Annotated in this window: 12 protein-coding genes; 2 read left to right on the forward strand and 10 right to left on the reverse strand. The window is 67.5% G+C overall.

Going from position 1 to position 21055, the window contains the following annotated elements; all coding sequences use genetic code 11:
* Window positions 1–152: 152 nt before the first annotated feature.
* From ACTICP_RS06410 to ACTICP_RS06455, 10 genes are all read right to left on the reverse strand, one after another.
* Window positions 153–1250 (reverse strand): UvrD-helicase domain-containing protein, encoded by a 1098-nt coding sequence (locus tag ACTICP_RS06410; RefSeq protein WP_441890649.1) that lies wholly within the window; start codon window positions 1248–1250, stop codon window positions 153–155.
* Window positions 1247–3076 (reverse strand): ATP-dependent nuclease, encoded by a 1830-nt coding sequence (locus ACTICP_RS06415; protein ID WP_441890651.1) that lies wholly within the window; start codon window positions 3074–3076, stop codon window positions 1247–1249. Before ACTICP_RS06415 ends, ACTICP_RS06410 begins: the two co-directional genes overlap by 4 nt.
* Window positions 3077–3079: 3 nt before the next feature.
* Window positions 3080–6538, reverse strand: coding sequence for an SNF2-related protein (locus tag ACTICP_RS06420; protein ID WP_441890653.1), 3459 nt, complete (start codon window positions 6536–6538; stop codon window positions 3080–3082).
* Entirely contained in the window at window positions 6535–10530 is a 3996-nt protein-coding gene (locus ACTICP_RS06425) for an Eco57I restriction-modification methylase domain-containing protein (RefSeq protein ID WP_441890655.1), read from the reverse strand. Before ACTICP_RS06425 ends, ACTICP_RS06420 begins: the two co-directional genes overlap by 4 nt.
* A gap of 20 nt (window positions 10531–10550) precedes the next feature.
* Complete coding sequence (locus tag ACTICP_RS06430; RefSeq protein ID WP_441890657.1) at window positions 10551–11621, reverse strand: hypothetical protein; 1071 nt, start codon at window positions 11619–11621, stop codon at window positions 10551–10553.
* A complete protein-coding gene (locus ACTICP_RS06435) occupies window positions 11618–12211 on the reverse strand; it encodes a hypothetical protein (RefSeq protein WP_441890659.1) in 594 nt (197 codons plus the stop codon). Before ACTICP_RS06435 ends, ACTICP_RS06430 begins: the two co-directional genes overlap by 4 nt.
* Window positions 12212–12294: 83 nt before the next feature.
* On the reverse strand, window positions 12295–12480 hold the full coding sequence (locus tag ACTICP_RS06440; protein WP_441890661.1) for a helix-turn-helix domain-containing protein: 186 nt from the start codon (window positions 12478–12480) through the stop codon (window positions 12295–12297).
* Between the two features lie 117 nt (window positions 12481–12597).
* A complete protein-coding gene (gene mobF / locus ACTICP_RS06445; protein WP_441890663.1) occupies window positions 12598–16038 on the reverse strand; it encodes a MobF family relaxase in 3441 nt (1146 codons plus the stop codon).
* Window positions 16039–16853: 815 nt separating this feature from the next.
* Window positions 16854–18059: a tyrosine-type recombinase/integrase gene (locus tag ACTICP_RS06450; protein WP_441890665.1), complete on the reverse strand. Its 1206-nt coding sequence runs from the start codon at window positions 18057–18059 to the stop codon at window positions 16854–16856.
* Window positions 18052–18252 carry a helix-turn-helix domain-containing protein gene (locus tag ACTICP_RS06455; RefSeq protein WP_228163336.1) on the reverse strand — a complete coding sequence of 67 codons (201 nt, stop codon included), beginning with the start codon at window positions 18250–18252 and terminating at the stop codon, window positions 18052–18054. Before ACTICP_RS06455 ends, ACTICP_RS06450 begins: the two co-directional genes overlap by 8 nt.
* A 300-nt stretch (window positions 18253–18552) precedes the next feature.
* Here ACTICP_RS06455 and msuE point away from each other — a divergent pair, with 300 nt between their 5' ends.
* Both msuE and ACTICP_RS06465 read left to right on the forward strand, forming a co-directional pair.
* Complete coding sequence (msuE, locus tag ACTICP_RS06460) at window positions 18553–19119, forward strand: FMN reductase (protein ID WP_441890667.1); 567 nt, start codon at window positions 18553–18555, stop codon at window positions 19117–19119.
* A 132-nt stretch (window positions 19120–19251) separates the two neighbouring features.
* On the forward strand, window positions 19252–21051 hold the full coding sequence (locus tag ACTICP_RS06465; protein ID WP_441890669.1) for a thioredoxin domain-containing protein: 1800 nt from the start codon (window positions 19252–19254) through the stop codon (window positions 21049–21051).
* The last annotated feature ends 4 nt before the right edge of the window (window positions 21052–21055 follow it).

Raw genomic sequence — 21055 nt, forward strand, 5'->3', positions numbered from 1 at the left:
GCTTCAGCGAGCACGCTCGCAGGGTCGACAATATGAAGTGCGGTCATCGTGATGATGCCTTTCGAGTGGGATGTGAGAGTTTCCTCGAAGGATCACACGGTGACCGCGCCTACGTCGGAAGCGACGAGCCGGCCACCGCGGGCTACACCACTTTATGGGGCACTACTGGCGATCGCTGCCTCTCGCCCGAACGACGACACTCCGAGACGCCCACGCGTCACGACATCCAACAACAGATTGAGTGCGGCATCAGTCGCATTCTCGATCGTGCGGAACGACAAGGGAAGGATGTTGTCTCCGGCGGACCACAGCGGTCGCCAGGTGCGCGCAAGCGCCACGTCGACCTGCTCACTCGTCCCACTACTGGGCAGACTCACGGGCTCGCCGTTTCTGAGCGCCCTTGCCAGCTCAGGCATTTGATCGCCAACGAATCTGAAGGACTGCGGCTGCTGGTACTCGACGAACCTCTCCGTCGTCGCCCCTAGGAGACGCTGCACCTCATCCGGTGTTGCGCCGCGCCACTTGTAGAGCGCCTGCCAAGGGTCGCCGATCAATGTCACGTCCAGGCCAGCTTCAGCCGCAAGGTGGGCGACCTTGAGGTCCAAGAAGGCAGCGTCGTACACCTCGTCAATGACGAGCGCGCGGTAGTTCTCCGCCAGCCACGTCGCCGCGAACTCGCTCAGTTCATCGACTTGCATCGCAGACAGCAGAATGTTGCGCACGTCGTCGTGACTGACGATGCCGGCACTGAGCAGCGCGTCATGCGCTGCGACATTTCCGATCCCGGTCGTTGGCTGCTCTACTCGGCGACCGCGGGAGACTACGTTTCGCTGTCCATCAAGGACAGCGACTCGTAGGAAGTTGCTGGGAGGTGCGAGGAAGCGAAACCCGGCGGTGCCCCGGTAGTCGTCTCGAACGTCGAGTTCGCGCAGGCCAGTCGGCCAGTTGACGAGTCCAGCGTCGAGCAATCGGTGCAGCAGCTCGACATGCAAGTGATCGAAGGTCATCACTCTGTGGGGAGGCGAGATTGCGCCGCCGCCCCATCGCGCACTGATCCGGGCACGCAGCTCAGCAACAGCCGCCCGGTTGAAGCTCAGGCCGAGCACTCCTCGTTCGTCACCCGCGAGATGCCGCTGATAGCCGAACCGCTCGGCGGCAACGGTCGTCTTCCCGCTGCCTGGCGCGGACACAATATTGACTAGGCGGTCCTGAGCTGCTGCTGCGAGCGCCTGCTCAGGGGTAAGCCTCACCATCCGTCTGGGTCGGCGGCTTCGTCACTCTGGGACGCCGGAGCCCCATAGAGCCAGTCGAACATCTCAACGATGTGCAGGGGCACCGCGACGGTTGCAGGGCTAGCGTCCATAATTCGGGCGAGCGCGAGCGCGAATTCGCCCTTCGCTCCCGGCTGTGCCCTGAACGCGGCATCGACAGTCTGTGCAGTGATGGGATTCGGCTTCGTCGCCCCCGCTTCATCGAACGCTTGAGCCACGATCACCTCGTTGCCTGCTACAAGCGACGGTTCCAGAGTCGGTCTTGACCAGAAGAACCGGGCGGAGGCGCTGTCGAGCTGGCCGTGCCAGGCGGGCGGGCTGGGGTCGGGAAGTGGATCACCTCGGCGGTCGGTGTCCGCGAGAGCGGCGATCCTGGTTACCAACTCGTGGCCGGGGGTCGCAAGCAACCGGATGGGCCATTCACCGATCTTGTGGCCGAGGGGGAGGATCGCAAGCGAATCGACAGATCCGGTTCGGAGCTCGTCGTCTCCGGCCCATGCGTGGCCGAGTATGCGGAGCAAGGTTGCTTCCGTGACTCCTTCGACCACGAGCACTCGGTCTCCGAACAGCGCTGATGAACGTGTCGCGTCGAGGTGGAGCCGCGTCTGCTGGAACAGCCGCTTCTTCAGCGCGCTGGGCAAGGGAACGTCCGCCATACGTCGGGCGACGCTTGTGCCGTCTGCGTCGCGGCGGACGATGACGAGTTCTTCGGGCTCGCAGGCAGCCGCAAGCTCCGGCGAGTGCGTGGTAACGATCACCTGAATGTCGGGGCGCTCTTGCACGAGCTTGCGCAGGTAGCGGATCAGCCCGAACTGCAACTGCGGATGGAGGTGCGCTTCCGGCTCCTCGATGAGCACGGTCGCGTGGAAGAGCTGCGGGTAGAACGAATCGGCGTCCGCGTCGGCCGACGCGTCTGCTGCGGCCAGCCGTTCTCGTGCATCGGCAACCGGATCTTGCGGGAGATCGCTCTCGGTCCCGGCGATCTCACTGCCTGGGAGGGGTATCGTGCCCGCGTCCGGGATACCCGCCAGGGTGACGGCGATGTGCAGCAAATTGACGTAGCCGAGACTTGAAGCCTCCAACCGCTTCGCAGCACCCCGTTCTGGAAGTATCGCCAAGAGCAGCTCGAAAACTCGGGCCAAGTATGCGTCGTCTACCTGCTGCGTCCCGACGAAGGCATGATGTGCCTGGACGCCGCCACTGATCGTCCGAAGGTTCTGCGCGATACGGTCCTCAACGTTCCTGACGAGCTGGTGTGAGGTGATCGCGCTGAGCATGGCCGCAGCCTGTCCGCGGAGGGCTCGCAGCCCACCAGTCTCGGGATGGCGTCGCTCATCGGCGCGCAACAGTTCCAGGAGAATTCGCGCATCCCTGCGAGACAAGTCATCAACCGGATTGCGAAGCGCCGGGAGATGAACCAGACGAATGCCCTCGTACTCGCTCGCGGACTCCAATGAAGTCCCGGCCCGTACTCGTCCAAGGGATCGTTCGAGAGGCCTGCTCCACTTGGGCGCACCAAGCCCCTGCCGCTTCCTGAACCGGCCAAAGGCACCCTCATCGGACTCTTCCGCCTCGTAGGCGTACTCAACCTGCACCGATCGCGGTGGGTTTCCGAGTGCATTTGCGTCGATGGGCGGCAAGCTCGGGAACCGGCGCGGATGCGCGAGCGCGATGCCCTCGTTGATCGTGGTCTTCCCCGCACCGTTTGCCCCGAGGATGAGCGAGAACCGCCCGCTCAGCTCGCAAGTAATCGACGCAGCGGCCGACGCACGGTACCCCTCGATCCGAATCCGCTTGAGATGCATTGGCTACTGCTCCACAGCGCCCGGAACAGGGGTGTGCTCCGTCTTCGTTCCCTCGACCGCCATCCAGGCGATGAGGCGCACGTCATCCAGTGCGATGGGCGGGAGCGGTTCGACCTTCTCGGCGGGCTGGATGCCGAACCCGTCGAGCACGTGGATGATCGCGTCGACAACAGCCTCGGGCTTGCCTGGGGTCCGCAGTGCGGCCCGCATGGCCTTCCTCGCCTTGGCGGTAGGCACGGTGTTGAGGCGCTTGATGGTCTGGAGCTGTGCGGCGCCGAGGTGGCCGCCCTTGTTGAGGATGACCTCTCGCGCGTCGCGGAAGGATGCGGGGATCTCGGCGGCGAGGGCGTTCGGGTCGGTGGAACGCATCCACTCGTCGTGCGCGTCCTCCTGCGCGATGGCCCATGCCTCGTAGGCGGCGCGGAACGCTTCGTCGGGCAGCGAGCGCGGGCGGTCGGGCTTGCCGGGGTCGGCGGTGACGAGCGAGATCAGGGTGTCGTCGACCACGACTCGGCCGTCTTCGTCTGCAACGGGCTGCCAGGCGTCGTCGGCGTTCACGTTGCGGAACCAGATGTGGCCGGTCTCGCCCATCTTCATGCAGAACACGAAGGAGCGGCCGGAAACAGCTGGGTTCACGAACCCGCTGCCGATGCCGTAGGGCAGATCTTGGAGCCGTCCACGGAGCGCCTGGTCAGCGTCGAGCGCGTTGGCGAGCCGTCGCCGGTACTCCTCGCCCGATCCCGCCGCCGAGCCACCGCCCTGGTCGATGAGTTCCTCGATCTCGCCGACGATGGCGTCGGGGTCGTAGTGCTCCTGCGGCGGGTAGTGCGAGACGCCCGGAAGCACCTTGCCCGCACCGATGGCAGCGTCCGCCTGCCGGAGCTTGCGGATCAGGGTCTGCTCCAGCCCGAGGAACTCGTCGAGGTGCTCGGCTGGGAAGAACACGTCGAGTTCGATGGACTTGTGCTGGCTGCCGATGCGGTCAACGCGACCGTGGCGCTGCACGATGCGCATCGGGTTCCACGGCAGGTCGTAGTTGACGATGTGGGCGGCCTGCTGGAGGTTCACGCCTTCGGCGAGCACGTCGGTCGTCAGCAGGATGTCGTAGAGGTCTGCCTCGATGGGAGTGCCATCGTCGCGGAGCTGGCCCGCAGTGCGGGGCGCGAAATTGGCGACCGCCTTCGCGCGAGTGGGCTGGTCGATGCCGCCGCGCTTACCTGAGGCGAACTCGCCGATCACCGCGGGCGCGACCCGGCCACGGTACGCCGCGAGCGGCGAGCCATCAGGAACCGCGGCCAGCGCGTCAACGAGTCGCTCGTGCAGATCGCGAATCGTGTCGGCGTACGTGGAGAACACGATGACTTTCCGCCGGTCTCCGCTGGGGGCGTTCGTCACCGCAGGCTTCTCAGCCTCGGCCGCGATTCGCTCCAACTCGGCGAGCAGCGCCGTCACCTTCGGCTCGCCGTCGTGCGCGGCCGCCTCGGCGAGCGACTGGAGGTGACGAATCAGCACGAGATCACGCTCGACATCCGATTCCAGCAGCTCCGCGTCGTACAGGCCGGCAGCCGTGGCCTGATGCTCATCGTCTTCGTCGAGACCGGCGATGATCTCGTCAAGGTCTTCCGACTCGGAGTTCACATAGTCCCGCAGCGCGCCGCCGACGAGCACCGTGCCTTTCCCGAGCGCCGAGAGGAATGCCTCGTGCGTCTGGATGAGCACGCCGAGCGTGCCGGCCAACGCAGTCGGGGAGGATTCGAGGCGCTTGAGCAAGGCGGAGCGCAGCAGCCCCATGTTCGAGACCTCGGTCTTGTTTAGGTCCTCGGTCTTCAGATACCTACTGGGAACGTACCGGGCAAGCAGGAGCCGCCCTGGGTCGCTGCGGCGCACGCTGAACGACGCGACATGCGCCTCATCCTCGGGGATGTCGAGCGCGTAGGTGACCGCATCGACCAATGCTTCACCCGGCTCATCGAGCTGATAGTCCACGCGACGCACGTCGGCATCGGGGAACTCGACCGGGATCTTCTTGCCTCCCGGCCCGACGATCGTCTCGCCGCGGTAGTTGTCCTTGACGAATTTCCTGGTGCGTCGCACCGCGACCTGATCCATCAGGTCGAACAGGTGCGCGGGCGTCAGCGCCTCCGGGTCGAGCGCCTGCGCGTCGCGGATGTACTTGCGGATCGACGGGATGCCGATGGAAGCGAAGCGCGCATCGTCGCGGATGAAGTACTTGACCAGGGTCTCCAGGTCGATGAGCGAGTTGTTCACCGGCGTCGCGGTCAGCAGCACGACCTTCTTCGGGTGCCGCCCCGCGAGGATGATCCGATCCAGCGCCTCCGAGCGCGCCGCTCCCGCGTTCCGCAAGTTGTGGGCTTCATCCACGATCACCAGCGCGGCATCCTCGGCGCGTTCGTAGAACCCGAGATGTTCCGGATGCTCCGGGTCCATGCGGCTGCGAATCTCCTCATAGGAGTGCACCGAGACGCGGCGGGAGACGTCATACCGCTCCAGCACCGGATCCCACACCGAGGCCTTCAGCGCAGCGGGAGCTGCGACGAGCACACGCTGCCGCTGCTGCTCGGTGGCTGCGGCGATCACTTCGAGCGCGAGGAAGGTCTTACCAAGACCCACTTCGTCGGCCACCAGCACGCCGCCGATCTCCTCCAGCAGCCGCCTCATCCGCTTCACGCCGTCGGCCTGGAACCGGGTCAGCTCGAAGCGCGTGGGACCGGCCTGCTCGTCGTCGAGGTGCTCACCGTAGCGAGCCAGCAGCATGCGGAGGAAGACGCTCCACGGGGTGTGCTCGGCCCACAGCGGCTCGTACAGACCCGCCAGGTCGAAGGCTTCGGAGTCGGCCCAGCACTCCTCGAACCAGTCGATCACCTGCGGCGTCGACCCGTGCTGCCCAGACGCGCCGACGTTCAGCTCGGCGTTGCGGGTGAGCCCGGCGAAGGTCAGGTTCGACGACCCCGCGAGATACGCGGGATGCGTCGGGTGGTGGCTGATGAACGCTTTGCCGTGCAGGAACCCGCCCGTGTATCGGCGGATCTCCACAATCGGCTCACCGCGCTCGTCGGCGGCACGCAGCCACGCCACGAGCCGCTGCGCCGACTGCGTAGCCCTAAGCTCGAACCCGAGCGCGTCGCGCTCCGCCTTCAGCCAGCGCACATGGTCGGTCAGTGCCGCATCGAGTCGCTTCTGGAGCGTCGCGTCGGCATCCACCGGCAGCAGCGGATCGGGCACCGGGTCGGCCCCGAGCAGGATGCGGATGCGAGGCAGCTTCTCCAGCTCATCGGCAAGCAGCAAGAAGCCCGCCGGATTGATGTAGGCCGTCGCAATCGCCGCGCTCGGCGGCACCGCAAGCGCCTCACGGTTGACCCGGAATAGCCGACGCACCTCCTCGCGCACCGTCATCGGCGGCGCGATCCGGTTCGTCGCAAAGACGGGAAGCTGCTCGGTCATGCCGCGTCCTTCCACTGCTCGTAGTACGCGAGGACACGCTCCAGCCGCGCGGTGTAGTCCCAGCCGCGATGGAACGTGGCAAAGACATGCTCGACCTGCTCCTGCGTCAAGCCGTAGAGGAGCGAGACAAGTGCGTCGAGTTCCGCAATCAGCTCCGTCTTCGTCGGTTCGTCGTTGGCCGTCGCGACCTCGACTCCAACCTCGTCGGCCCAGGTCTTGTACCGTTCGTCTACTGCCGCGAGGCGACCGGCAACCTTCACTACGCGGTCGCCCAGCAGCCTCCCCGGGACGTACTCGTGGATAGGGAGACCGTTAAAGATGTGAAGGTTCATGTGGAGTTCCACATACTTCCGGGCGTACCAGTCGAGCGGAATCGACGACAGCAGACCCAGCAGATAGGCTTCCGCTCGCGCGTCGCCGTCTGCACGGAAAGCATACGGAGCGCTGTTCACCAACACGGTCTCAGGCGGCACGAGCGCCGCGATCGACGTTCGAGTGTTGGTCGCGTTCGTGACATCACGGAAGGCAATACGCGGGCGGTGTAGGGGAAGCGTTGCCGGGTCGCCCGCCCAGGTCGTTGATTTCCCGTAGAACGCCGACGACTTCAGCCCGATCTGTCGCTGACGCTTCGCCTGGAGCGCGGCCTCGACCTTGCTCGGGTCCGCCCAGGCGTACACCTCCGCCGTCTCCGGCGTCCAGAGATCGAAGCCAGCACCACCGCGCACTGGCAGCTTGCCAGGAGCTTGCGGGCCGTCATCAAAAGTGGAACGGTCATTCGTCGCGTGGAACTCGGCCACCGGCCGGAAGTCCCATCCGGGCCGCTTCGCATCGAGTCGAGGTGCTTTGCGGAGGCGGGCGAAGACTTCCACGCTCGTCGAGTCGGGCAAGTTGGGAAGCGCCGCGGTCGCGCTGGCAGTTGTGAGAGCGGCGAAGTCGAGCACGCCGAGGGTATCCCGCCCCGCCAAAAACTCTCGCTCGTTGTAGAACGGCCCCGCGAGGCGCACGACCCCACCGGTCTCGTCGTCGCGGCGAATCGCGCTCAGAGCGAACGAGTATCGGCCATCGACATTCTCAAATACCCAGTTCGCGCTGTTCGTCAGTGTCACGACCTCGGTGATTGCCTTCGGCATCACGTCAGCACGCCACGATCCGTTCCCGGCTGCGTTCATCAGCGATCGTGGCGTGATGAAGGAGAGAGCACCGCCATCTCGAAGCAGGTGCCAGAAGCGCCATGCGAACGCCTGATAGAGATCCACATCGCCAGTGCCGAGCCCCGGATACGGACCAGCCAATAGGACCTTTCGAAGCGCGTCGACCGCGTCGATTTCGCGCTGCAACTCTGGCAACAGGTCGGATCGTTCAGAGCGGAGGCGCGCGATCTCTGCCTTGAGCGCGGCAGGCTTCAGCCCGAGCAGACCGGGGCGCACGCGCAACCAGAACTTCGGCTCCTCGACCATCACCTCTTCCCACGGCGGATTCCCCACCAGCACATCGAAGCCGGGCCGCTCTCTGAGGAATACCTCGGGGAACAGGAACGGCATGTGAGCGGGCCGGAGCGGTTCGACAGCCTCACGCACCTCCCGCATCGCTGCGAGTGCGGCGAACTGCTCGGCGTCCCACGCTTCGTCAATCGTCACGCCGAGGCGCTTGGCCACGGCGACATCGAAGATCGCCTTGGCCGGGGCAGCCGCGTCGAGTGCCTTCGCCAGCATCTCCGCACCGGCAGCGACTTCGGACTTGTCGGCTTCGGATGCGTTTGCGTAGTCGACGAGAAGGTCACGTGCGGCCGTCAGCGGCTCGCGGATGATCTGCTCGAACAGACCGTCAGCCTTCAGAGCATCCATCGCCTCATCGATGGTGCCGATGCCGGTGAGGGAGTTGGCAAGGACGAGGCCGTGGTCGAGGCTCGACATCGGCAGGCCGGGCACGAAGGTGTGAATCCAGAGCGCGAGCTGCGACAGTTCGACGGCGAGCGGGTTGATGTCGAGGCCGTAGATGCAGCGACGTGCCACCTGACGGCGAAGAAGCTGGCCGTCGGTGATGGCCTTCGCGCCCTCCGTGTCTTGCCCGAGCGCCTCACGCGCCTTCTCCGCGAGGCGAGCGAGTTCGGCGCGGACGCCGGGCACCTCGGTCGCGGTGAGGAAGTCGCGCATACCGCGCTCGATCTTGTCCACGGCGGCGACCAGGAAGTGCGCGGAGCCCATCGCCAGGTCGGCGACACGGAAGTCGAAGAAAGCGTGGGCGGCCTGGCGTTCCTTACCCTCGTCCATGAGCGTCTTGATCCGGTCGAGGTGGGCCTTCAGCGCGGGTTCGACCGACCGCTCAATGAGGTGGTCCACCACGATCTTCGGGGTGTAGTACGAGCCGGTCGCCTTGCGCTCCCCCGAGGCGGAGTGGAAGTACGGGCGACCCGCGGGCACGACGACCTCATCGCCATCCTGCGCGGGAACGTAGGCGCCGTTCCGGTCGACGGTGAGGTCCTGCTCGGCGAGCGAGAGGCTGGATTCCAGGAGGCCCTCGTAGATGGTGCCGAACTCGCGCACCTGGAGGCTGCGGAAGTCGACCGGCCCCCAGGTCTGGTCGACGGTCTCCTCGCTGAGGAGTTCCTGGAGGGCAGGGCCGATCACACTGTCAGTGAGCTTGACGCGCGACAGCAGCGCGCCCTCTTCGGTAGCCGGGTCGAACAGGCTGCCGCCGTAGGCGGGCACCTCCCAGCGGGAGTTGCCGTGGAAGATCACCTCCCATACCTGCGTGAGATCCGACCAGATCGCCGCTGACTCAGTGGAGAACTGGTCGGGGCCGGTGCCGATCTCGCGCGTGATGAACGCCTGGAGCGAGTTGGCGTCGTAGTGATCGTTTCGCCCCGCGGGCAGCAGCTCGGTCGCCTCCCCGTACGCCTGGAAGAGCAGCCGGAACAGGACACGCATCGTCAGGCGGTACGCCATCTGAAGACCCTGAGCGTCGAGCGCGAGCCCGAGTGCCGGGAGCTGATCGGCGATGGCGAGCGCGACTCGAGGCACCACGCCTTCGTACACACGGTCGCGCAGCCGCGTGCCGAGATCGGCGGCGTACCTGCCCGAGCCGTCGAGGATCTGCTGCGCAGAGCCGCCCGCGTCAAGCGCGTCGGCGGAGAAGATCAGCGTGAGCAGCGCGGCCTGCTCGGGCGCGAGCAGATCGAGGTCCAGCTCGAAGTAGGTCTCGGACTGCCCGCGCTGGCCGACGCCCACGCCGTCGCGTCCGGGGTAGAGCCGCAGGGTGGACTTGCGCAGCGCGATCACCCACGGCACGTCCTCGCGGCCAGCGATCTCCAGTGCCTTGGCGACGGGCGTGAGCTGGTACGTCGTGGACTTCTGATCGAAGTGCTCGTCGTCACGCAGCAGCACCGCGACGGCGCGGCGAGGGCCACTGGAGGTGCGCAGGACGAGCAACCGCTCCGATCCCGCGGGCTCGGCGTCGAACCCGAGCGCGGTGACCAGCTCGATGCCGCGCTTGGGCAGGATCGGCGTCGCCTTCTGGCCTGCCGACTCCCAATCCGGGCGGCGAGGCACATCGCGGTTCAGGTGATAGGTGGCAAACAGGAAGTGGTTGGAGAAGCCGTCCGTGCCCGCCGAGGACATCGCCTCCTGGATGGCGCGAATGCGCCCGTGGGCGGCAAGCCCGTTCCCCTCCTCCAGCACGGACTGGAGCTGTCGCTCCGCCTGGCCGACCGTGATGGGGCCGATGGGCGGAGCGTCCGCGGACGGGTAGTGAATCCATACGCCGTCCGGCGTGACGGCTGCGACGATGAAGCCCATCGGAGCCCGCGTGCCGCGCGACTTCCACAGGTCATCGAGCACGCCCTTCGTCGGCCGCGCGACCAGGCGGGCGACACCCACCTGGATCGCTCCTGCCCCGGCGTCATCCCGGCCGAGGACGACGATGGCGTCGGCCGCGCCCGCTGGCGCATCCGCCCACGCGACCGTGCTCGACCCGTCAAGCTGCAATGCCGACACGTTCCCTGCCTTCTCCATGCTCAACCCAGGTGCCCTGGAAACCACTCGGCTGGCGTCACCGTCGCCACCCGTTCGATAGTGCCGTCGTCCCCGACCAGCAGCACATCGCCGTAGGTCGTCACCCGAAGCATCGCGCCGTCCGCGAGCCCCTGTGCCAACGGTGTCTTACGGCGCTCTCCCGTGTCGACGTCGGCGATCTCGTCGCCGTCGACGGCATAGAAGTGCGGCGTGAAGAACCCGCGGGCGATATCGCCCTCCGGGTCGGGGCCGAGGTAGCCGAGCAGTCGTGGGGTTGCCCCGATGAACCCGCCCACGGCCCCGTCGCGGTCGATCCACAGCTCACGCCCCCGCGGCTCGACGGCGGTCCAGGCACGCACCTTGTCGGCGAAGTCGCCGGTGACCCTGGAACGCACGGATTCCATCGTGTCAGGGTGTACGACGTCGCCCGCGCGAGTCATGCGATAGCGCAACTCCGGGATGGGACCGACCCAGGTGCCGCCGATGCTCGGTCGCGGCAAGTCCTCCGGCGCATCGAGCGGTGCGGGCTCGGCGACGGCAGGAACCGTCGCTGACGCACTCGGCACGGCATCCGCGGGATAGCGTCCGATGCGCAGGTCGCTCAGGCGCTCGATCAGCGCGTCGATGCGTCCGGCGATGTGCATGTCGCTGGACTGTACGAATCCGCGCACGACCTTCGCAGCCTCTTCGAGCTGGGCGGTCGTCGGATCGTCACCGAAGTGGAACCACGTGTTCCTGGTGGCGAGGATCTTCTTCGCAGCGGTCTGCTTCTGGAACTGTCCGCCGAACACGCTCAGATACGGCGAGTCCTGCTCGTGAATGTAGTCGCGGAGGATCACACCGGGGTCTTGCGGCTCGAAGCGGTGGTTGGGTCGCCAGTTCTTCGGGTCCGAGTCCTTCAGCTCGCTGATCCGGGCCGCGAACCACTGCGGCCCCAATGACTCGCGCAGCGCGAAGTGGCTCGTGACGTAGAGATCCCACCCGAATGCGCGCATGAGGGTGAAGTAGCCCTTGATGAGTTCGCCAGGCGTCTCGTCCTCGGGCAGCGCGATGGAGACGTCGACGCCGCTCATGCGTTCGGGCTTTCGACCGATTCCTTGCCGTAGCCGGTCATGATCGGCACGACGCGCGTGAGCGCGTAGACAGCGAACAACGCTGACGGATCAGCGACGGGCACCTCGATGGCCGGCTCGGTCTTGAAGCGCGTCGCGCTCGGTAGCAGCACGCCGTATGCGCCCGTGCGCGTCGCACCGAGGTCAGCAAGCAATGCCTGCGCGTCACCGCCAGCCCACTCGCTGATCTGCGCCCACTCGACCGCCGCGCCGGTCGCCCGCCCGGTCTTCCCGTAGCGCAGCGCACGAATGCGCGCGACCAGCTTGTCGTCGACGAGTTTCGGCGAGATCGCTCCGGCGTCCTCCAGCCGCTCATAGTCCGACGGTCCTGCGAGCAGCTCGGCGAAGCCGAGCGAGACCTCGTCACTGTCATCCCACCGGACCAGCGAGACCTGTGCACGGAGACCGTCATCGGCCCTGAGGTTGGCGAGCACGGCGTGCGCCGGGCGTTCCTGCCTATCGCCGTGCCACTGGCTCGGCGGGACGACCGCAATCGCGTGCTCGCCCTCGAGCACGTCGACACTCACTGACCCGATTCTGAAGCTGCTCATGCGCGCTGTCCTCCCCTCATCTGCTCCGCCGCTCGGTCTCACGCGCGAAAGTCCTCCAGGCTACGCCCGACCTCCGACATCGCTCAGTCGGCCGCCGACGAGGCTCCCCCCGAGCGCACCCACTCATCGACCTCGCTGACCTGGAACTTCCAGAGGCGGCCCACCTTGTGAGCGGGCATCCCCGTGTCGGCGATCCAGGCGTAGACCGTCTCCTTGGTGACGCCCAGGTGAGCGGCGATGTCATCGGCAGACAACCAGGGCTCGCTCACAAGGGCACCGGCTTGACGAGTTCGATCGAAGTCATACCTCAGAGCCTATCGGCGGAACCAGCTTTTGGCCGGTTTATCCCGGTTTAGTTTTGTACAGCGCAGTTCCGGCACCGATGATTACAGTGAAAGCCCGTCACGGTGTGGGGGACGATCTCGATTCCGTTCATATCTCGGAGCGTCGAGCTGCTTCGCGCGCGCTTCCACCCCTCTGCGTGCTTCCTCGGCGACGAGGCGCTCCGCCTCGGCTTGCGCTGCACGCCTGTGGACGAGCTGCAACGCTTCATCTGGTGGAAGCGCATCAAGCTGGGTGAGGTAGCGGCGGTCCTGCGCCGCCTGCTCGCGCAGGGCCTTCACCCGCGCGGCAATCGCGCTCGGACGCCGGTTCCCGAGGACGCGCTCGTACAGCGCCATGTGCTCCCGCAACTGCCTTGCGCGGGCCTCACTGACGATCTGCCGGTCCTGCGTGGCTTCCGCGCGTGCTTCGACGACCGCGGGCACGTGGCCGGCTTCGTGCTGGGCGACTGACTCGGACCACGCAGGCAGATTGCTCTCGCTGCGGGGGACGCTGTGCCACCGGTCGCGCACGACCCGCTCTGTCTCCGCACGGCGGGCGTCGGCGTTGTTCGCGGTGCGGGTGGCAGAGCGCTTGCGGAACCGAGACGCGCTTTCCTTGACCCGGCGTGCCGCGATGGCGTTCTGCCGCGCAGCCAGGAACGTGGCGCCGTCCGCAATTGCTTGCTGTGTCAGCGACTCCACAACGTCCGCGAGTACCGCAGCGGCCTTCGCATCTGCGGCTTCTGCGAGCGCGCGCTGCGGCTCGTACTCGGCCTCGTGTCGTTCGGACTGGTCGTGCAATCTGGCGGCTGCCGACGCCCAGTGCTCTCGCTCCGCGTCAGCCTTCGAGATCCGCTCGATGATCCGGTCACGCTCCGCGCTCACGATGGACATGGGCCCGTCTGCGACGAGGTTCGCGACGGCCTCACGGGCGCGTTCGGTGGCGTCTTCCAGGCCGCGGTCGGCGCGGTCTCGGGCGAGCGCATCGACGAACTGCTGTTTCGCGTCTGCGAGATCGCTGGCGACGATGTGCAGCCTGTTCGTCTCGCGCCCGCGAGTCATGCCGACGTAGACACCTGCCGCATCGATAGCGTCGGAGAGGAACGTGTGTGCCGCGTTCACGGTCGCGCCCTGGACGCCGTAGGCGGTGACCGCGTAGGCCAGGTGCGCGTCCTCGGTCACGTACTCCGCGGGCAAGGTCACGGTGCGCTGCTGCTTACGGCCGTTGCCGGTTTCGACGACGCTCAGCGCACCGTCGTCGCCGACGTGCTGCACGGTCCAGGTCTGCCGGTTGGCAACGCCGAGCGTGGACTCGTTGCGGCGGGTCTGGATCACGTCCCCGGCGCCGATGGGCAGCCCGTCGCTGCCGAACACCGTCCGCCCGTCGTCGATCTTGCCGCGGTCGACCCTCTCGGCGCGGATGCGTTCGTTCAGGGACCGGGCCTCGTCGTTCGTCGCCGCGGTGATCGCATCCGCTGTACTCGTCGTCGTGGCGATGGCCGCCTGCACGTCCTCATCGGTGTCGTGCAGGATGATCAGTCCGTGCTCGTTCAGCCGATCGAAGATCGCGGTGGGGTTGCGGGCATGCCGCAGCTCGAGCGTGAGTGCCGCATACGCGGGGTCGGTGAAGCGGTGCAGTCTCGTCATATCGACGACTGCTGGGGTGAGTTGGGTGGCGATGTCGAGAACGCCTCCGCGCCCGACCGCGGCGAGTTGCGCCCGGTCTCCGACGAGCGCGACAGTCGCCCCGGTCTCGTCCGCGACTTGCAACAGGGCGAGGGCGGAGTCCTGGTCGAGCATCCCTGCCTCGTCGACGACGATCCGCTCACCTCGCGCGAGACGCGCCTCCTGCACCGGCCCCCGGTAGGTGCTTCCGGTTTCGGGATCGGCATCACCGGGCCGCAGGCGTGTCCACACACCGTCGCTGTTCCACCGGAACCCGTGTGCATAGACGAGCGCTGCCACGGAGTCGGTCGGGATGCCGAGGTCCTGGGCAGCGACGTCGGCGGCCTTCTTCGTCGGCGTGACGACCCGCAGCCCATGGCCCTCAGCTGCTGCGGCTTCGATGGCCGTCTTGAGCATCGTCGTCTTACCCGACCCCGCGGCGCCTTCGATCACGACGAGCGGGTTGGCGGATGCGACGACTGCGGCCGCTCGCTCCTGGTCAGCATCCAGGCCCGTCTGCACCGCAAGCTCGTGGATGTCCGGGATGCGCTGGTTGGACTTCTCCGCACGTGCGGTGAGCAGGTCGCGCAGCTCCGTCTCGGCAGCGACGACGCGCAGCGACGTCAGATGCGCGACGTGCTCCAGCTTCGGCGCACCGGGTGGGAGGACGGAGAGGCAATCCGATGCTGCGAGCTGCGTCGCCAGTTGTACGAACTCTCGCAGCTCCTCGGGTGTGGCTTGCACGCCGTGCTCGGTGGTGATGCGGGTGACGTGCTCGCGCAGCGTGTGCGCCGTCCACGCCGATGCACCCGCCGCCGCACGGTCAAGTGCACGAGATGCGACTTCCTCGATGCGCAGTTCGTCGAGCGCGACCAGTGCAGGCCTGTGCGCCCGTGGTGCATCCGGGCTGTAGCCGGCGTCTTCGAGCTCCGCGCGCCAACCGGCCTCGCTGCCGAGCACCGTGGGCTTCTTCCGCGGGCGTTCGTGCTCCCACGCCTTCGCTTTCAGCCGCGCCCGCACGACCGGCCCCGGTTCCTCGCCGGGATGCGCAGCTACCCACTCGGCCTCGAAGGTGGCGAGATTGCGTTCGACCTGCGCACTGCGCTTCGAAAGGGCCGCGTTGAGCGGCTCCAGCTCCGCGACCTCTCCCGTCACCGGGTCGAGCGTGAGCCCGTGCTTGTCGAGTACGGCCGCAAGCTGCGGGTGCGCGGCGATGATCGCGGTGCCGAGGGCGCGGATGGCTCCCTGCTGCTTTAACAAGGCTGCGGTGTCCAGGCCGCGCCACGTCCCCGCGGCGTAGACGCGGGTGCCGATTTGAAAGTGGATGTGCCGATGCGGGTCACCCGCACGGCTCGTCTTGTGCGCGACCGAGACGCTCTGCAGCTGCTGCACCGGCACGACCTCCCGTGCGTGCCGAGGCCCGATTCGGGTGACCGAGTGCTGGGCGAGCCAGCGTCGAATCTCCGCCGCCGCATCCTGTTGCGCGGCGTCGAGCGCGTCGGAGACCTCCGGGTGCAGGGCGGCGGCGATGGAGAGGGATTTCGGGGCGTTGACCACCATCTCCGCAAACCGGGGCGAACCCCGCATCCCCTCGCCCGCGCCGCGCGGGGTTCCCATCGATGTGCCGCTGATCGGGTCCGTCCAGTCCACCCACGCGGCGTACTGCACCGGGTCGAGCGTCCGCGCCTCGATGACCTCTCCCGCGGAGTCGGTGGCAGTGAACTCCGCGAGCGCGGTGCCGCCCTCCAGGTAGTACTCGTCCGCGGTCGACCTGTCCGACTCCAGGTATCGGCGCGCGGCCGCGCCGATACCACGGAACAGGATCACACCGCCCTTCACCCCGGGCCTCCTCACGAGTCGTCTCATGAGGGCGGTGCGCACGCCCCACCCGCGGTGGCATACGTCCATGAATGAATCGAGGAGATGCGCGTGGCGCGAGCGTCTGGGCCGGGGGCGCAGAGGAGCGGCCGAGACGGTCGGGCACAGTGGCCACGGTGGTTCGGGAGCGCCGTGCATGGCCGCGGAGCGATGGTGACGCATGGGCGTCGTTAAGCCGATCAGTGCAGCCGAGCGCTCTACGACGACCTCAGAGACTCATCCGTTTGCGGACGCGAACTGGCAGCACGACCGGACAGCGCGAGGCGATCGTGCACAGCGCCACGAGGTGCGGAGGCGACCGCTTCAGGGTCCGATGCGACGGTCCCGGCAATTTTCCGGGACCGTCAGCGAAGGGCGGGAGCGCGCCGTCCAACGCGCTTATCCGAGTCGTCCACGGTGCCGCCAAATTGACGGAACCGTCCGGCCTCCCAAAGTTTGGATGGCCGAGTCCTCGTACGGTGGTGGCAAGTTGACACCGCCTGCAATCCCGGGGCTCGGGCTTCGTGATGGTGGAAGATTTGCGCCACCACGGTGGTGTCGATTCGGCACAACCGGAGGTCTTTCACGGGGGTGCCGAATCGACACCCCCATCGCCGAGCCACGACCCGGCACCTCGGTGCAGCCGTCCCCGGCCGACCTACGGTGGTTGAGATTCCACACCGCCGCCGCACGCTCGTGGACTTGTGGTGCAGTACGTTACCTCTCCACTCGCAGACGCGCAAGGCTTCATTGAGAAGGTACGCGGCCCGTCCCGCGCGACCGGCGAACCGCATGACTCACGTCCCAAGCATCGTGTCGAGGATGTCGGCGGTGACGACGTCGACCTGCTCGGCCGTGATGACGTAGCTGTTGCGGGTGACCATCTCGTTCGCGTGCCCAAGCAGTCGTGACGCGATCGTGAGCCCCGCCGCGCGCTCCACGAGCGTCGCGGTGGTGCGCCGGTAGATGTGCGTCGAGTACTCGTCGACCTCGACGCCGAGGCGCACGAGCTCATCGTGGTTGTCGTCGATGAACGAGCGCAGCAGCCGTTCGTAGTTGGAGACGCTCATCGGCTTGCCGGTCTTCGTCGGGAACAGCAACGCCTCTGGCGCTCGCTCTGCGAGCGCCAGTCGGCGTCGCACTGCGTCGGCCGCAAGAGCGGGGAGCGCGACGCGACGGCGTTGGCGGGTACGCTTCGGGGCGTTCTTCCGCTGAATGCCCTGCACCTTGTTCTGGATCACGGTGCCGTCGATCAGGATCGTCGGCGGGGCCGTGGTCATGTCCACGTCGCAGCGGCGCAGACCGATGCACTCCCCCACGCGGGCGGAGGTGCCGAGCATGATGTCCATGCCGTCCACGAGCGCCCGCCAGTTCGGGCGCGGTCCCATGCCCTCCGTCTCCCGCCACCGGGTCATGAGGTCGCGGATCGCCTCGATCTGCTGCGGGGTGAGCATCGCGGTCTTCTTCTCCGGTTTCGGCAATCGGGTGACGTCGCGCACTGGGTTCGTCGGGATCGCGTCGTCGCGCACGGCGAACCCGCAGATGAGCGACAGCACCGAACGCGCCTTCCGCGCTGCGGACACGCCCCGGTCAGCGAGGAGGTTCTGGATGATCCGGTCGCAGCGGCCGACCGTGAGCGCATCCAGGGCGACGCCACCGCAGACGGGGACGAGGGTGAGACGGACAGTGGTCTCGTAGTTCTCATACGTCGACCATGACAGGGTGCCGTTCTCGGCACGCACCTTCACCGTCGGCAGCCACACCTCCGCCGCCTCCTGGATGGTCGATGCGGCGGTGACGATGGCCTTCGTGTGCGTCGTCAGGGTCTTCGAGCGCGACAGCAGCTCCTCGCGGGCTGCATCCTCGGTAGCTCCTTCGGCGCGGAGCTGCACCAGCTCACCGGAGTCGTCGCGCATCCGGGCGCGTGCCCGCCACTTCCCGTTCGCGAGCTGGGTCACCTGCACCTGACCGAGCTCGCCCGCGGCGATCTTCGGTCTAGCCATGACGCTGCTCCCGCGCCCAGGCGAGTACGTCATCACGGTCGTACTTCACGTGCCGGCCGAGCTTCAGCCATGGCGGCCCCGACTTCGTGAGTCGCCAGCCTTCGAGCGTGCGCTCGGGCACACCCAGCAGCACGGCGACCTCGGCCTGGGTCAGGAACGCGGGCTCGACCTCGATGCGTGCATGAGCTTCCATGCCAGACAGGTGCGGAGCACGTACCCACACGAACGAGCGGGGGCGAGTGCGTACCTCATCAGCAGAGACGACCGCGAAACACGCCCCGTGGGGGTTTCTGGTCACCAATCTGGTCACCAGACGCCAGATCGTGCCACTCGACGGAGTGAGGAGGGAGCCGGACTTCCTAGAGAACTCTAGCGATTCGTTGCTGGGGTACCTGGACTCGAACCAAGAACAACTGAGACCTCCTGTTGCGTTCGATGACGCCCCGTGTCGCTCAGTGTGCCGCGGGGCGTCATCGTCGCTAGCGTCGACGGCATGACAGCTCCCTATCGCGTCGTCGCCGTCTCGGGCTCGCTTCACGAGCCCAGCAAGACGACCGCTCTGCTCCGTGCGATCGCAGATGCCGTCGCGCAGCGCACGGATGCCGAGGTGCAAGTCATCGAGCTCACCGTGATCGGTCCCTCGCTCGCCGGGGCGCTGCGGCGCGAGGACCTCCCCGCGCACGTCGAGGAGCAGCTCGTCGCGATCGAACAGGCCGATCTGCTGATCGTCGGCAGCCCCGTGTATCGGGCGTCGTTCACCGGGCTGTTCAAGCACCTGTTCGATTTCGTGGGGCAGTACGAGCTGGTCGGCAAGCCCGTGCTCCTGGCGGCGACGGGCGGGGGAGAGCGCCACGCGCTCATGATCGAGCACCAGCTGCGCCCGCTGTTCGCGTTCTTCCAGGCGCTCACGCTGCCGGTGGGGGTCTACGCCAGCAACACCGACTTCGACGGGTACCGGGTCAATTCGGACGTGCTCGAGGCGCGGATCACCCTGGCCGCGGACCGCGCGCTGCCCCTGGTCGGCTACGCGGCCACCCGAACCGTACAGGCGCTGGTCTGACCCCCGCCCCCCGCGCCCCCGTGTCGGTCGGTCAGGCGGGAAGCTTTTCGTCGGTTATCGACGCCGCTAACCGACGAAACCCCTCTCGCATCGCCGTCCACACGCCCGCCCGCAGCGCGTAGCGTGTGAGGCATGAATCGCCTCGCCAGCACGCTCAGTCCGTATCTGCGCGCCCACGCCGACAACCCCGTCGACTGGTGGCCGTGGGGAGCGGATGCCTTCGCCGAGGCGCAGCGCCGCGGCGTGCCGCTGCTGATCTCGATCGGCTATTCCACCTGTCACTGGTGTCATGTGATGGCGCGCGAGTCGTTCTCCTCACCCGAGACCGCGGTCCCCATCAACCGGGACTTCCTCGCGATCAAGGTCGATCGCGAGGAGCATCCGGACGTCGATGGCACCTACATGGCCGCGGCGTCGGCGTTCACCCAGAACCTCGGCTGGCCGCTGACGGTGTTCGCGACGCCGCAGGGCCGCACGTTCTACGCCGGCACATACTGGCCGCCCGAGTCGCGCGGGCAGCTGCCTGCCTTTCGCGATGTGCTCGCCGCCGTGCAGGAGGCATGGATGCTGCGACGCGAGCAGGCGGTCGAATCGGCGGATGCTGTCGCCGCTGCTCTCGCGCAGGCGGCTGAGGTGGCGCCCTCCGACCTGCCGTCGGCCGAGCAGCTCGCGGTCGCGGCCGCGTTGATCTCCGAGCGCGAGGACAGGATGTTCGGCGGATTCGGGGGAGCCCCGAAGTTCCCGGTCGCGACGACGCTGAGCTTCCTGCAGCAGCCGCTCGTGCGCCGCGAGGCGCCGGATGCCGCGGTTGCCGCTGATCGTGCGCTCGCCGCCATGGCAGCATCCGATCTTCGCGATGCGGACGGCGGCTTCTTCCGCTACGCGACGCAGCGCGACTGGACTGTGCCGCACTACGAACGGATGCTGACCGACAACGCGCAGTTGCTCGATGTGGCGCTGGCCGCCGGCGACGAGGCGACAGCCCGAGGGATCGCGGCGTTCCTGCTCGGTGTTCTTCGACGCGAGGGCGGTGGCTTCGGTGCCGCTCAGGACTCGGAGTCGCTGATTGACGGTGCGCGCAGCGAGGGCGGTTACTACCAGCGTTCCGCGTCGGAGCGGGCAGACCTCGAGCCGCCCGCGGTCGACGGCAAGATCATCACCGGCTGGAATGGGCTCGCGATCGCCGCGCTCACACGTGCCGGCGCAGCCCTCGGGGAGAGATCGTGGGTGGATGCCGCGACCGAAGCCGCGACATACGTGTCGACGGTGAACCGGTCGGCAGAGGGGCGGCTCGTGCGCTCATCTCTCGACGGCGTCGCGTCCGCGGCCGTGGCGACGCTCGCCGATCTGACGCTTTTCGCAGACGGACTGTTCGCAGTCGCGACGGCCACGGGCGAGGCCGACTGGGCCGTGCAGGCCCGCGACATCCTCGATGAGGCGCTCACCGAGGGAGCGGCGCCTGATCCGGTGCTGGCGGCCCACGGTGTGACATCCGCCCCCGATCAGACCGACGGCGATCTCCCCTCCGGCGTCGCTGCACTCGCCGGCGCCGCGCTCACGGCATGGCGGCTGGGTGCGGGGGAGCGGTATCGGGAAGCTGCCGAGGCGCAGGTGCAGGCGCACGCGGCATCCGCTCTGCAGCATCCGTTCGGGCACGGCGCACTGCTCGCTGTCGCGGCGGGGCTCGCAGAGCCGCCGCGTCAGGTCGTCGTGGTGACCGATGATCCCGCCGGTGCGCTCGCCGCGGCATCCCGCCGTCTGGATGCCGACGTCATCGCCGTCGTGACGCCGGCGCAGGCGCACGCGTTCGCGGATGCCGGGTTCGACCTGTTCGCCGGGAAGGCGCAATCGGCCGAGTGGGCGTACGACTGCCGGGCGTTCGTGTGCCGGCTTCCTGTCGCGGATGCCGCGGCGCTGACGCGTGCGCGCTGAGAGG

The organism is Microbacterium sp. (assembly GCF_052102115.1).
In the GTDB taxonomy this organism is placed as follows: Bacteria; Actinomycetota; Actinomycetes; order Actinomycetales; family Microbacteriaceae; genus Microbacterium.

Coding starts and splice junctions, on each gene's coding strand:
- ACTICP_RS06415 (WP_441890651.1), bottom strand. CDS start 3,076: ATGCATCTCAAGCGGATTCGGATCGAGGGGTACCGTGCGTCGGCCGCT.
- ACTICP_RS06420 (WP_441890653.1), bottom strand. CDS start 6,538: ATGACCGAGCAGCTTCCCGTCTTTGCGACGAACCGGATCGCGCCGCCG.
- ACTICP_RS06430 (WP_441890657.1), bottom strand. CDS start 11,621: ATGAGCGGCGTCGACGTCTCCATCGCGCTGCCCGAGGACGAGACGCCT.
- ACTICP_RS06435 (WP_441890659.1), bottom strand. CDS start 12,211: ATGAGCAGCTTCAGAATCGGGTCAGTGAGTGTCGACGTGCTCGAGGGC.
- ACTICP_RS06450 (WP_441890665.1), bottom strand. CDS start 18,059: ATGGCTAGACCGAAGATCGCCGCGGGCGAGCTCGGTCAGGTGCAGGTG.
- ACTICP_RS06455 (WP_228163336.1), bottom strand. CDS start 18,252: ATGGAAGCTCATGCACGCATCGAGGTCGAGCCCGCGTTCCTGACCCAG.
- msuE (WP_441890667.1), top strand. CDS start 18,553: ATGACAGCTCCCTATCGCGTCGTCGCCGTCTCGGGCTCGCTTCACGAG.
- ACTICP_RS06465 (WP_441890669.1), top strand. CDS start 19,252: ATGAATCGCCTCGCCAGCACGCTCAGTCCGTATCTGCGCGCCCACGCC.